Source organism: Lysinibacillus capsici (assembly GCF_003367505.1).
Lineage (GTDB): Bacteria > Bacillota > Bacilli > Bacillales_A > Planococcaceae > Lysinibacillus > Lysinibacillus capsici.
In genome coordinates this window covers 259,198-272,866 of sequence record NZ_PXXX01000011.1, presented here as the reverse complement: position 1 = coordinate 272,866, position 13,669 = coordinate 259,198, and the positions used below count along the sequence as shown (strand labels likewise).

The 13,669-nt window shown below is 38.7% G+C and carries 15 protein-coding genes and 1 riboswitch; of the genes, 7 read left to right on the top strand and 8 right to left on the bottom strand.

Translation table 11 applies throughout. The annotated features are described in order from the left end of the window. Window positions 1-6 precede the first annotated feature (6 nt). The 4 genes from C7B89_RS10460 to panF all read left to right on the top strand — a co-directional run bounded on the left by C7B89_RS10460 (window position 7) and on the right by panF (window position 4,060). Window positions 7-1,482: a class I adenylate-forming enzyme family protein gene (locus C7B89_RS10460; RefSeq protein WP_112118563.1), complete on the top strand. Its 1,476-nt coding sequence runs from the start codon at window positions 7-9 to the stop codon at window positions 1,480-1,482. A gap of 61 nt (window positions 1,483-1,543) precedes the next feature. Then, window positions 1,544-2,098, top strand: coding sequence for a short-chain dehydrogenase (locus C7B89_RS10455; protein ID WP_054550239.1), 555 nt, complete (start codon window positions 1,544-1,546; stop codon window positions 2,096-2,098). A gap of 253 nt (window positions 2,099-2,351) precedes the next feature. Continuing rightward, entirely contained in the window at window positions 2,352-2,615 is a 264-nt protein-coding gene (locus C7B89_RS10450) for a YhdT family protein (RefSeq protein ID WP_004227902.1), read from the top strand. Then, window positions 2,615-4,060, top strand: a complete 1,446-nt coding sequence (panF, locus tag C7B89_RS10445; protein WP_115673664.1) for a sodium/pantothenate symporter — start codon at window positions 2,615-2,617, stop codon at window positions 4,058-4,060. The genes C7B89_RS10450 and panF overlap by 1 nt, the downstream gene beginning before the upstream one ends. A 40-nt stretch (window positions 4,061-4,100) precedes the next feature. Here panF and C7B89_RS10440 read toward each other — a convergent pair whose 3' ends face one another. Continuing rightward, window positions 4,101-4,871, bottom strand: a complete 771-nt coding sequence (locus C7B89_RS10440; protein WP_115673663.1) for a TSUP family transporter — start codon at window positions 4,869-4,871, stop codon at window positions 4,101-4,103. Between the two features lie 125 nt (window positions 4,872-4,996). Here C7B89_RS10440 and C7B89_RS10435 point away from each other — a divergent pair, with 125 nt between their 5' ends. Both C7B89_RS10435 and C7B89_RS10430 read left to right on the top strand, forming a co-directional pair. Further along, window positions 4,997-5,779 carry a TrmB family transcriptional regulator gene (locus C7B89_RS10435; protein WP_054550238.1) on the top strand — a complete coding sequence of 261 codons (783 nt, stop codon included), beginning with the start codon at window positions 4,997-4,999 and terminating at the stop codon, window positions 5,777-5,779. 22 nt (window positions 5,780-5,801) lie between these two features. Beyond that, a complete protein-coding gene (locus tag C7B89_RS10430) occupies window positions 5,802-6,188 on the top strand; it encodes a hypothetical protein (RefSeq protein WP_115673662.1) in 387 nt (128 codons plus the stop codon). 54 nt (window positions 6,189-6,242) lie between these two features. Here the strand turns inward: C7B89_RS10430 and C7B89_RS10425 are convergent, their stop codons facing one another. Further along, a complete protein-coding gene (locus C7B89_RS10425; RefSeq protein ID WP_004227912.1) occupies window positions 6,243-6,614 on the bottom strand; it encodes a nucleotide excision repair endonuclease in 372 nt (123 codons plus the stop codon). Between the two features lie 203 nt (window positions 6,615-6,817). Continuing rightward, a riboswitch (SAM riboswitch) is annotated at window positions 6,818-6,929 on the top strand. Between the two features lie 123 nt (window positions 6,930-7,052). Between C7B89_RS10425 and metA the strand changes: the two genes are divergently transcribed. After that, a complete protein-coding gene (metA, locus tag C7B89_RS10420; protein ID WP_004227915.1) occupies window positions 7,053-7,988 on the top strand; it encodes a homoserine O-acetyltransferase MetA in 936 nt (311 codons plus the stop codon). A 39-nt stretch (window positions 7,989-8,027) separates the two neighbouring features. Here the strand turns inward: metA and C7B89_RS10415 are convergent, their stop codons facing one another. From C7B89_RS10415 to plsY, 6 genes are all read right to left on the bottom strand, one after another. Continuing rightward, on the bottom strand, window positions 8,028-9,176 hold the full coding sequence (locus tag C7B89_RS10415) for a GerAB/ArcD/ProY family transporter (protein WP_115673661.1): 1,149 nt from the start codon (window positions 9,174-9,176) through the stop codon (window positions 8,028-8,030). Between the two features lie 31 nt (window positions 9,177-9,207). Then, complete coding sequence (locus tag C7B89_RS10410; RefSeq protein ID WP_054550235.1) at window positions 9,208-9,441, bottom strand: hypothetical protein; 234 nt, start codon at window positions 9,439-9,441, stop codon at window positions 9,208-9,210. A 4-nt stretch (window positions 9,442-9,445) separates the two neighbouring features. Continuing rightward, on the bottom strand, window positions 9,446-10,645 hold the full coding sequence (locus tag C7B89_RS10405; protein WP_115673660.1) for a Ger(x)C family spore germination protein: 1,200 nt from the start codon (window positions 10,643-10,645) through the stop codon (window positions 9,446-9,448). A 25-nt stretch (window positions 10,646-10,670) separates the two neighbouring features. Beyond that, complete coding sequence (locus C7B89_RS10400; protein WP_115673659.1) at window positions 10,671-12,215, bottom strand: spore germination protein; 1,545 nt, start codon at window positions 12,213-12,215, stop codon at window positions 10,671-10,673. Window positions 12,216-12,403: 188 nt separating this feature from the next. Then, window positions 12,404-12,694 carry a HesB/YadR/YfhF family protein gene (locus tag C7B89_RS10395; protein ID WP_048393071.1) on the bottom strand — a complete coding sequence of 97 codons (291 nt, stop codon included), beginning with the start codon at window positions 12,692-12,694 and terminating at the stop codon, window positions 12,404-12,406. A gap of 19 nt (window positions 12,695-12,713) precedes the next feature. Beyond that, the gene (gene plsY, locus C7B89_RS10390; RefSeq protein WP_048393068.1) at window positions 12,714-13,316 is read right to left on the bottom strand and encodes a glycerol-3-phosphate 1-O-acyltransferase PlsY; all 603 of its coding nucleotides are present in this window, start codon (window positions 13,314-13,316) and stop codon (window positions 12,714-12,716) included. Between the last annotated feature and the right edge of the window lie 353 nt (window positions 13,317-13,669).

Genomic DNA, 13,669 nt, shown 5'->3' with positions numbered 1-13,669 from the left:
GTCAAGATGTTTGTTGAGCAAGAATGGATTTTAAAACGTGCAGCTTTAACACCTCACCACATCGCATTAATTAATTTAACATCAAAGGAACAATGGACCTACCAGCAATTATCTGAGGAAATCGGCAAATGGAGTCAATTTTTCGAACGGCAGCAGCTACAAAAGGGAAGTAGAGTCGCTGTTTTTGCGAAAAATCATATCCAATTGTTTGCTGTTTTATTTGCCTGTGGGCTACGTGGGCTCATTTATGTACCTTTAAATTGGCGCTTAAGCAAGGAGGAGCTAACACAAATTTTGGAGGATGCGACTCCTGCTATCCTATTATACGAAGAGGATAGTCATTGTCCCTTAGTTTTAGAAAAAATGTTTTCACTTCATGTTAGCCAGCATGAGAAGGAGATACAACCAAGTAGGCAAGACGTGGATGTGGATGATCCATGGTTAATGATTTATACAGGAGGCACGACGGGTCAGCCAAAGGGAGTAGTGTTATCCTTTCAGTCGGTCAATTGGAATGCCATGAATACTATTATTAGCTGGGGTTTACATGCTCAAGATCGGACATTAAATTATATGCCGATGTTTCATACTGGTGGCTTAAATGCTTTATGCATTCCCTTACTGATGGCGGGAGGAACCGTCATTATTGGCGATAAATTTGATGCAGAAGAGGCACTACAAGCAACGAACCAATATCAAACGACAATTTCTCTTTTTGTGCCAACAATGTATCAAGCAATGATTGCTACGAAGTATTTTCAGGAAAATCAATTTCCTTCCATGAAGGTATTTTTATCTGGAGGTGCCCCGTGCCCTCATCCTATTTACGATGCTTTTTATAATAAGGGATTATTTTTTAAAGAGGGATATGGTTTAACAGAAGCAGGACCCAATAATTTTTATATTGACCGAGAGCGTGCCTATGCAAAAAAGGGGGCTGTCGGGAAAAGCATGCAATTCAATGAAGCTAAAATCATCAGTCATACAGGAAAAAGTTGTGCACCTGGAGAAGTAGGAGAGCTATTGGTAAGAGGGAAGCATATGTTTCGCTTTTACTGGAATAACAAGCAAGAAACTGCCAATATCCTGCAAGATGGCTGGTTGAAAACAGGGGATTTAGCGATGATGGATGCGGAAGGCGATTTTTATATTGTTGGGCGTAGAAAAGAAATGATAATTTCAGGTGGTGAAAATATCTATCCTCAGGAAGTAGAACAATGTCTACTACGGCATCCAGATGTGCGGGAGGTGGCCGTGATTGGTGTAGGTGATGACTATTGGGGTGAGATCGTGACAGCTTTTATTGTTTGTCCCCACCAAGTAGCCTCTCTATTAGATGATCTTAATGAGCTATGTCATCAACAATTAGGACGTTATAAGATTCCAAAACAAATGATTTTCTTAGACGAACTACCGAAAACAAGCGTTGGTAAAATCGATAAAAAGGCATTGTATAGGCTTGTTGACTCATCTATCTGTTAAGTATGATGAGAAGGAAGAAACGCACGTCTTTCTAAATCCGAAATAAGAGAGGGACACATAAATGGCCCACGCATTAGTTATTGGTGGAACAGGGATGTTGGCTGACACATCCCTTTGGTTAGTGAATGATGGCTACCATGTCTCAGTAATTGGACGTAGTGCCCATCGAATGGAAGATTTGCGAAATAGAACAACCAAACCTGCCCTTCTAACGCCGATTTTAGTTGATTATTGTAATATAGCCTTATTAAAAGAGAAGCTAGAAGAAACGCTCGAGCATAACGGGCCCATTGAATTGGTCGTTGCTTGGATTCATTCCTATGCGGACACTACATTAGAGAACATCTCCAATGTAATTTCAATAGAGAATAATGGGGAATGGAAACTGTTTCATGTGTTGGGGAGTAAGGCGAATTTAAGTGAAGTCCAAGAGAAATTGAAGCTCCCTGCTCGTTCGCAATACAGGCAAATCCAGCTAGGTTTTATGATGGAAGAAGGTCATGCGAGATGGCTTACGCATGAGGAAATATCGCAAGGTGTCGTTGCTGCTATTCAACAGGATCAACCTATCCATATCGTCGGGACGCTACAACCTTGGGAAAAGCGACCATTATAAACTAACTAACCTTCGTCTAACTAGATGGACGAAGGTTTTTACTTATCTCCATTATCAGTTTGTTGTAGATGTCTACATAATTGTGAGGGATAGTTAGGTTTGTGTGAAAAACGTCAGGATCAAGCAACTTTCTTCTCCTTACCTTTTACTTAGTATAACAAAATCATTTCCATATAACTTATCCTTATTTACTCACATCTCTTCCCATCAGAGCGACATATCAGTAAAATAGAGTAGGTTAGGGGGATTACATGTGAAAGATCAACGCTTTAAAATAGCGCATCGAGAGGCGCTTATCGGAATTGGACTCGTCCTTGTCAACTTTGCGATTTGGTTTGGCTTTGCCTATGGATTAGGTTCAGGAGATCCAAGAAATTATACGTATGTATTTGGTTTTCCTGCCTGGTTTTTCTATAGCTGTATCGCTGGGACAGGCTTTATGATCCTTCTTATCTGGATTGTGATGAAACTCTTTTTCAAAGAGGTACCATTCGATGATGAGGAGGTGGATCGCTAATGCATTGGCAAGTTGTATTTCCATTGCTATTATTTTTAATTATTATTTTTGGAATCGGTATTTGGGCCAATAAGCATGTCCGCTCCTCTAATTCATTCCTGCAGGAGTATTTCCTAGGTGGTCGTGAAATGGGTGGTTTTATCCTTGCAATGACGATGATTGCTACATATGGCAGTGCGAGTAGTTTTATCGGAGGACCGGGTGTAGCCTATACAAAAGGACTTGGGTGGGTATTACTGGCAATGGCTCAGCTACCAGCAGGTTATTTTGTACTCATGATTTTAGGGAAAAAATTCGCCATTATTGCTCGTCGTTACCAGGCCATTACGTTAATCGACTTTTTACGTGAACGCTACAAAAGCCATGTCATTGTTATTTTATCAGCCATTAGCATCATTGTTTTCTTATTTTCGGCTATGATGGCTCAATGGGTTGGGGGTGCACGCTTAATTGAGTCATTAACTGGCTTAAGCTACACAGCAGCACTGTTTATTTTTGCGATTTCCGTGTTAGTATATGTGATTATCGGAGGCTTCCGTGCGGTTGCACTTACAGATACGGTCCAAGGTTCAATTATGGTGATTGGTACAATTATTTTATTAATCGGCACCATTGTGGCAGGTGGAGGCATCGACAATATAATGGCCTCACTGGTCGCTGAAAATCCTGACTTTGTGTCACCATTTGGCGCACAAGGAGATTTAACGCCTCTGTATGTCTCAACATTTTGGATTCTCATTGGTGTAGGGGTTGTAGGACTTCCGCAAATTGCGGTTCGTGCGATGAGCTATAAGGATTCCAAAAGTATGCATCAAGCGATTCTTATTGGCACGATTGCCATAGGGACAATCATGTTTGGCATGCATTTAATTGGGGTGTTAGCCCGACCTGTCTTACCGGGCATTGAGATTGGTGATAAAGTCATGCCGCTCCTGACATTGAAGGTATTACCGCCATTTTTAGCAGGAATCGTTTTAGCTGCACCAATGGCTGCGACAATGTCTACGGTTAATGCTTTACTAATGCTTGTCAGCTCTACAGTTGTCAAAGACATCTATTTAAATTATATGAAGCCGAAAGCTAGTGATGCAGAGATAAAGCGTGCAAGCTTTATTGTAACAACAGTCATTGGCCTAGCCGTTGTCATCTTTGCACTCAATCCACCTGATTTATTAGTGTGGTTGAACTTATTTGCCTTCGGTGGACTAGAGGCTGTCTTTATTTGGACAGTCGTTTTAGGATTGTATTGGAAAAAAGCGAATAAATACGGAGCGATTGCGTCAATGATTTCAGGCATGTTGTTGTATATTATGATTGATCGGTTTTATCCTTCTGTCTTGGGTATGCATACAGTCACGATACCAATTGTCGCATCCTTCTTTATTTTTGTGATTGTCAGTTTGTCCACTAGTCATAAATTTAAAAACGAAAAGCTTATGATTTAACGCCAAAACGCCACAGATTTCAAATTCTGTGGCGTTTATTTTAATGCATCATAAAATCATAGGCATTTTTCGCAAGTAATGTCATTGTAACGACAATAAATAGCGTGCGGACAAAGCCACTTCCTTTCTTGATTGCCATCCGTGAGCCAAGCATAGCCCCACCAATTTGCGCAATGCCCATGACTAGACCATAAACATAATGAATTTGACCTAAGTAAGCAAACATACAAACACCAGCCACATTACTCGCCAAATTTAAAAACTTCGCATTACCAGCCGCCTTTAAAAAATCAAAGCCTACCAGTAAGAAGCTAAAGATTAAAAACGACCCTGTCCCAGGACCAAGAAATCCATCATAAAAACCAATAGCAAATAATAGCAGCATAAATAAAAATAAATGTTTTTTAGATAGATTTTTTACGGTAGAGACGGCACCCCAATCCTTTTTAAAGATCGTATATACCCCAACAGCCGCCAGCATAACAAGCATTAATGGCTTTAGTAATGCTGGATTAATCAGATGCACAGTCCAAGCACCACATAATGATCCGATAAATGCTGATGGAAAATATTTGAGGACAGAGCGAATGTCCAGCTGGCCAGAACGATAGAAAGAAATAGAGGAAGTGAGCGAGCCCATAGCTCCTGCTAGTTTGTTCGTGGCAACCGCAGCAGCTGGATTGAGCCCAACAAATAGTAAGGCTGGTAGTGAAATTAAACCGCCCCCTCCCACTACTGAGTCAACAAAAGCCGCCAGAAATCCAAAAGAAATTAATAGTATGAGAATATGTACATCGATTTCAAACAACATATGACACCTCTTTATAATTAGTTACTACTGAAATAGTAACTAATTTTATTTGCGCTGTAAACCCCATTTTTTCATTGGCAAATCTTCACATTGGTAGCCTATAATAAAGATAATGGAGGGATTACATGGAGGAATTAATCACCCAGCTGAAAGAAATGGGTTTTACAGAATATGAAGCGAAGGCCTATACGGCACTTGTTCAGCAAAGTCATGTCAGTGCTTATCAGGTTAGTAAAAATTCTGGCATACCACGTGCAAGAGTGTATGATATTTTAAATATCCTTGTAGAAAAGGGCATCGTGTTAAAAGAAGAGACCGCAGAACAAACGACCTATTCGGCAATGCCTGTGTCTGTGTTCTTACAGCAAATGCAACAGCGCTGGGAGTCGAATTTTACGTCTATAAGCGGGAAATTAGAGAAATTAGAGGAAAAAGTACAGGAAGCTGAGCCTAAAGTGGTCATGCTGAAGGGCAAGGAATCCATTATCAACTATTGTCAGTCACTTCTAAAGAAGGCGAAGAAAAAAGTGATGCTGTCGATGTGGGAAGATATGTATGATGCCTTACGTGAAGATTTGCAAGAGGTGGCGCTGCATGTTCCTGTTCATGGCATTACGTTGTATGTAGGAGAGCATCTCGCCTCAATTGACCAGCATAGAGCCACACATTATACAAAAAAAGCGTCTACACCGCATTGGTTTATCTTATCGATAGATGGTCAGGAAATGATTTATGGTCATTCTCCATCTACCCAAGAGACGGCCTTTATCACCAATGATCCGGTTCATATTTATTTGTTAGAGGATTATATATGGCATGATGTGCTCATCAATCGGTTAGTAAAACGTGATGATCAGGAGTTAGAAGACTGGATTGCTAAGGAACGTAAAGCTTTTTTCTTAGAATAGTCGTATAAGGAAGGGGAGTTACTTGAAAAAACTCGTGTTGCTAGGTTTAATGAGCCTACTAATGCTAGGAGCCTGTAATGCTACACCACCTACCGATCCACCAACGATTCATGAGCTAACGGTTGTCCCAGATAATGTCCAGAAAAATATCGTTTCTAATGACAGAATACAACTATTGCATGAAAAGGATGCTCCATATTACCTTGTTTATTATTCAAAAGGGAATGTATTGGCAAGTATTACAGCTGAGGAAAATAGGCTTATTATCCAGTTAGAAGAAGGCAGCGAGCAAAGGAAAGAGGCTCAGCCCTATGTTTTTCAAATCACCGTCAAGAATCCTGAGCTGGATACCATTGATTTGCGAATTAACGGTCAGAGTACGCCAATTGATCGTATGACCATTATGTGATAAAAGAAACCGAAATCCCTTTAGAAATGAGATTTCGGTTTCTTTACGTGATGTCTAATAAAAGACTTTGTCTACGTTATATTTAGAGCGGAAAGTATTAATCGCATATGTTTCGTAAATTTCACGTTCCATTGGATCTTCTACTTCATAGACTTCAATTTTGAACACTTCATCACGATGGTTTTTCATCGGAGATACATTATCCTCGAAATGTTTTTTAATACGTTGACGAATTTTACGTGCTTTCCCAACAAACAATAGCTCATTCTTGTCATTATAGAATAAGAAAATGCCGCCTTTATCTCGTGTGATTTTATGGAAGTCAATAAAACCAAAGTAAGGTGTGATCGGCACATCACCTGGTTTTAAATCTTGTTCACGTTGACGGATTACTAGATCTGGTTTTGGAAATTCAATTTTAATCAAACTATTCACGTTCCTCTCTCTTACTAAAAGTATATGGTAACATAATTACGGCATGTTTACCATAAATTTTAAATGCAAAAACACCACATATAGCAAGCTTAGTGTACATCAAATGAGCAAGGAACATGCACATGAATCACAAAATATTCTATGAATTATTGATATTCTAACTAGTTCGTGTTACAATTCAAGATAATTAAATAATCTTATCAAGAGAAGCTGAGGGATTTGGCCCGATGACGCTTCAGCAACCTCTAACAATTGTTAGAAAGGTGCTAATTCCAGCAAAGGATTTTTTCCTTTGAGAGATAAGAGTGGACGTGAAAAAAATCCTTCTCATTCTATCTCGTATGGAATGAGGAGGATTTTTTAATTTCGTTGCATCCTACGCAAGCAAGATTTGCTAAAAGAGAGTGATTATAGAGAGGGGAAAGCAAGATGCCAATTAATATTCCGAAAAATTTACCAGCTGGAGAACATTTACGTGAGGAAAAAATCTTCGTCATGGAAGAAGATCGTGCGAAAACACAGCAAATCCGTCCATTAAATATATTAATATTAAATTTAATGCCTGAAAAAGAAAAAACAGAGCTCCAATTATTACGTTTATTGGGGAATACACCATTACAAGTCAATATTACCTTTTTGAATACAGCCACACACGAGTCTAAAAATGTGAGTAAATCCCATTTGCAGCTTTTCTACACAACGTTCAATCAGATTCGACACCGACGCTATGATGGTATGATTATAACTGGTGCGCCAGTAGAAAAAATGGCTTTTGAAGAGGTCAACTATTGGCAGGAAATTTCAGAAATTATGGATTGGTCTAAAAAGAATGTGACATCCGTGCTACATATATGTTGGGGGGCACAGGCTGCATTGTATCATCATTATGGCATTGGGAAGGTTGAGCTTTCTGCTAAATGCTCAGGCGTCTATTCCCATGTGATTACAGATTTAACTGTAGATTTGGTACGTGGCTTTAGTGATTTATTTACTGCACCTCATTCACGCTATACATCTGTTTCGATTGACGAGGTTCGCAATCATCCAGATCTACGATTATTATCCTATTCAGAGGATGCTGGGGTATTTATTGTACAATCAAAAGATAATAAAAATATTATGATTACGGGGCATCTAGAGTATGATGCGACAACGCTAGCCGATGAATATAGTCGCGATGTGGCGAAGGGCATAGATATCGCCGTTCCTGTAAACTACTTCCCGAATGACGATCCGACACAAGTGCCGATGAATACATGGCGTGCCCATACGCATCTATTATTCTCTAACTGGTTGAACTACTATGTTTACCAAGAAACACCATATGAATGGGATTTTGTAGATGAAATCGAATATCATATTTAATTAATAAAAAGTCTAATTTCTTTTCTAGCTTAGAAGAAATTAGACTTTTTGATTGTCATCTTCTGTTTCCTGCTGAGGTGTTTCGTTTTTTTGAGCCTTGGATTTACGATTGCGAATAACTACCACAATCAACAAAAGTATGGGTAATAAAATGGTGAAAATAAAGGAAAAGATTGGCCAAATTTCATTATTATAATTAGTAGAATGCACAATATCTGGATGAACAATTTGAGAAAGTCCAATGACAATTATACCCATCGGTATAATAAGCGGACGATGATCCTTAATCTTCAAAATTTGTGCAAGGCCAACAACGGTCGTATAGAAATACATAAATGTACGAATATATATAGACGTAATCCACATAAATGCCATAATGATTTCAATGCGCTGTAAAAAATTCCCTATAGATATTCTTTGCGCTAAGGCATAGCTAGGAAATGTCCTTGATGCAGTGTTTTCAGGACCTAATACAAGAATTGATAGGACAATCAACGTAACTAAGACGATTCCGCCAAGGATTGCCCCAATATATAGCCCTTTCTGTGCAGACGGCTGTACATTGACGCCAGTAGGATAGAGCATCAATAATACAATTAATGGAAAGGAAAAGATACTCATAAAGCGTGCAATACTATAAAACATAGATGCTTTGGTCGCTTCTAGTAGAGGCTGAATATTCTCAAATGTAATTTGAGGGGTAATACTAATGACGAAAAAAATAAAAATAAAGATAAACAATGGGAAGAGGATTTCTGCCGAACGGGCAAAGGTCTCAATCCCTAAATAAGCGGCATACATAATAAGGATACTGAACAGTAGGGCAAATGCTAATGTCGGTGTCTCTGGCATAACTTCCGTTTTCATGAAAATACCGATAAAATAAAGTAATTCTCCAGCCGAAAGAAAGGTCATAATCAGGAAACAAATCGCTGTGATTTTCCCGAAAAAACGCCCAAGAATTTTTTCATTGGCCTCGATAAAGTTTAGGGACGGTGTTTGATTGGCCAGTGTTAAAAATAATTTTAGAACCAGTAAACTGAGCAGAACACCAATGCTTGCCGCTATCCAAGCATCTTGCTTAGCGGCACCAGTAATACTCGAAGGGATAATTAAAATCGCTGTACCGATAGAATAGAGAAAGGTAACGATTGTAAACTGTCTTGAACTAATTATCTCTTTTTCCATCAAGCTACCCTCCGTTTCTCAGTCCATCTTTCTATTTTGTGAATGACACAATGTAATCCCTAATCGGTGTGAAGATAAAGGTAATCAAATCTAATGGGCTAGGAATATGGATTTTAAGGGCAATCCCCATATTTAAAGCCGTTCCAATAAATAGCAAAAAGGAGAATACAATAATGGCTTTTCTATCCTGTTGCTTTTTTAGCTTTGGAATAAAAACAAGAGCAACAATGATTGCAATAATCAAGATAGCTACTGCTAGTACCATCTCATTACTCCTCCTTTGGCTTGTTTAATAATGAATTTTGCATCGTACCTGAACCTTGGGTTGTTACCTTTACATGAACAGCCACTGCTAAATCTGGAAAAATGGAAGTCCAGTCATCCTTAATTTTTTTCCACTGCTTTGGATCTGCCCGATGTAGGGCATCCCCAAATCCAAAAACATCGACTTCATATTGCTGTTGAATTTTCTCTACTGTTTTTTCAATGCGGTCATCAATACCCTGGGCTGTTTTTTTATTAACGTAATCAATCGATTTATTTTTGGTAAGATCGATATCACATTCGACCTCTCCAACATTCTGCTCTACATTAATATGGACATCGATTTTCGGTTTCCCGTTTTTAAATGACCCTTTCACCTTTGTAGTGGATTGGGTGATTTCAGTAGACAAGGTCCCTTTATTAGGACAGGCGATGATTTCTATCGTACTTTGAATTTTGTCATTAAGAAAACTAATACTTTTGCTTTCGCTTTCAGTCAGTAGCCCTATATATTTATCCCCTTTAAATACTGCTAAACCTGTATAACGTAATAGCACAGGTGTTTTAACACGTTGCACATTTGTTTGATCTACACCTAATTTCTTATCGCCATGAACTTCAATAGCAGAAATTAACGCCCCTTTATGCTTATTGGTTAACGTATTGACTAATTCATCAATATTAACAGCTATTGTGGAGCCCCAAGCCTTTTCAGAGACATCAAGGGAATTCAAGATTTTATTAGCAGGAACTTTTTCGATGGGTGTTAGTACATTTAATACTTCCTTCGCTGTTGCTTCGTGAGACATAATGACGTCGAAATCCTTACGAAATTCATGGTCCCTTACAATTAAATCAAGTGCATCACTAATGCCTTCTTTCGCGAGATCTTCCCCTAATACAACCACTTGAAGGTGGGCAAAATAAGGTTTTCGTGCTGCAATAGTCGTCATTTTGCGAATGGCCTCAAAGATGGTTTCGCCTCTCGAATGATAGCTAACGACAGGTGAGCGTTGAGTGGAAGCTTGTCGCACTGAGACTTCACTAGGATCGACAATTTGAACTGTAATTTCATATTCCTCATCTATTTTGTCAATGCCTAGTGCTACCACAATGGCTAATTCATTTAATTCTCGCTTACTCCAGCAACCACTTAACAGTAAAGTGAGGATACATAGTAAGCAAATCCAGTTTAATTTTGCCATATTCTATTCCTCATTTATCCTGAAGTTATTTCCTGCCTTTTACATTGATATAGTTATGTCCTCTAACAATATTTTTTTGATTGACCAAACGAGGTCGTGTAAGTAATTTTCTACGCGGGAACAGCACAAATGCATCCTTCTGATCCTGTAATACCAACGGTGCGAATGGGCTTAAATAAGGTACACCAAATGAACGAATGCTACATAGATGAAGAGTAATTAGCATAATGCCAAACATTACACCGAATAAACCAAACATAGCAGCTAAAATCATTAATGGGAAACGTAGTACACGAATCGTATTCGATAAGCCATAGGCAGGGAATAGAAAGCTACAAATCGCTGTTAAGGCTACAATAATTACCATTACAGCGGATACGACGCCTGCATCAACTGCTGCCTGTCCAATAACTAAAGTACCTACAATGGATACCGCAGGACCGATTGTTCGAGGCATACGAAGTCCAGCTTCCCTTAAGACCTCAAAGGCAACCTCCATAATAAGCGCTTCTACTACTGCAGGAAAGGGTACGCCTTCCCTTTGTGAAGCAATGCTAATTAACATGGGTGTCGGTAGCATTTCCTGATGAAAGGTAGTAATCGCCACATACAAGGATGGTGCTACTAATGCTAGACTGATACCAAAGAAACGCAAGATACGTACAAGTGAGCTAATCATCCAATGCTGATAATAATCTTCTGCTGATTGTAAAAAGGATGTAAATAGCGCTGGAACGACTAAGACGAAAGGTGTGCCATCAACTAGAATCGCCACTTTGCCATCTAATAATTCACCTGCGATGACATCAGGACGTTCAGAGTTGTAGACGGTTGGAAACATAGAGTTTTTTGAGTCTTGAATAAAATCCTCAATATAGCCACTTTCCAGAATGCCATCAATATTAATACGATCTAATCGAGCCAATACCTCTGCGACGATTTTGTCACTGGCGATGCCATTTATATACATCACTACTACATCTGTTTGTGTCACATCTCCGATAACGCGTGATTTTATCCAGAGATTCGGACTTTTTATTTTGCGACGAATGAGCGCTGTATTCGTTCGCAAGGTTTCCGTAAAGGATTCCCTCGGTCCGCGAATTACGGATTCCGTCGATGGCTCTGTGACAGCTCGATCCTTGGCACTTCTAGTACTTGTCACAATCCCTTCGGCAAAGCCATCTAATAAAATAACCGTTTCACCATTGAGAATGGCATTGTAGAGTGTTGTGAAATGCTCAATATTCGTCACATCGCCTACCGTTAAATAGGAATTCCGAACATATTGATTAATGGTTGTTATTTCAATATCTTGTTCTTCTTCAATATTTGCCATCAGTTTATCGATAACAGAATCAGAAATAGTCGTTTTATCCGATAAGCCATCAATGGAAATAATGGCGAGGCTATGAGGATCAGTTTCTCCAATCGCAATTTCACGTATGATAATATCATTACTATGCCCTAGTGACTGTTGAATGATTTTTATATTTTTAGATAGGGAAGTATACAATAAATCGTTCGTTGTATGGGATGGGGAGGTCTCGTGATTGTTAGACATGGACATGTGTTTTCCTCCTCAAATGGTCGTTCATTATCTTTAGAATGGACAATTTTTTTGAGAGATAAACGAAAGCGATATGAAAAATCTAGTTATTTGTGGCAATATCACATTCCTTGCAACTTTTGTGTGTCTTGTTTTGTAATAAATAAAAAAACAGTCTGTCCTTTCATGTATGGAAAGGACAAACTGCTTTATGTACGATAGTCGTATTGTAATTCATCATTACTTGTATCAACATCAACATGTAAATTGTGATCGTTAAAGAACCAAAGATCTTTCTCATCAATGTAATAGATAACACCATCAATTTCTGTTTGCACACCTATGGCAATAGGTTCCTCACGTGTCATGCCTAATGAAAAGCCTTCGTGAAACGGACTTGAGCCACCATAACGTGCATAAAAACGAATTGTATCACCAGGTTCAACTTCCATTTCATGTTTGAACCATTGTAGGGCTTCATCTGTCAATGCAATATTCATTTCAAATGCTCCTCTCTTCCTACAGCCATTTTACCTTTGGTTCGGTGCCGTTTTTAATACGAGCAATATTGGCACGGTGACGATAAATAATAAAGGTAAATAAAAAGGCTACCAAGATGCCTAATGCAAAGTCACCTGTAATAAAATAATAAACGATTGCATAGATAAGCGCTACTAAAGCGGCTATCATTGATGTTAAGCTGACGATTTTTGTGATTTTTAATGTCACAATAAAGGTAATAAATAGTAGGACAAAGAGTGGCCAAGAATAGCCTAATAATACACCAGCTGACGTTGCCACAGCTTTCCCACCACGAAAGTTGGCGAAGATCGGGAACATATGACCGATAACAGCGACAAGACCCAGTAATAAAGAGTGGAGTGTAGTATCAGAGAAAACAGGAAGTGTCACGAGTAAGACAGCGGCTGTTCCTTTTAAGACATCCATCACCGTAACAATAATACCAGCCTTTTTCCCTAATGTTCTAAAAGTATTGGTCGCACCAAGATTACCGCTCCCGTGTTCACGAATATCGGTATTATAAAAAATTTTGCCTATCCATAATCCAGAAGGTATAGAGCCGATTAGATAAGCACATAAAATAATAAGTCCATTGATCATAGTTGGACTCCTTTCATTCATAGTCCATCACTTGGTACTAATAGTTTGTAACAAGTATTTTACACTTTTTCTTGCTAATCTACAATGTTATGAAGGAGATTTCATCCGAAGTCTTGAATCAATACAAAAGAGAATCTATTAGCGAGGACTAGGCTTTTAGACATAAATTTGTAGGAAGCACTAAAACCTTTATAAAAATATAGGCAAAATGGCAATTTTGTCAATCGCTCATTCCTTTGGTAGAATAGAAGTCTAACTTTATCCTGTTTAATCGCAAGGCACGAGTTAGTGTGCTTTTATTTGCAAGCATCACAACTTTATTTTGCAACTAAGTAGGCTTCAATGCGTCAAAT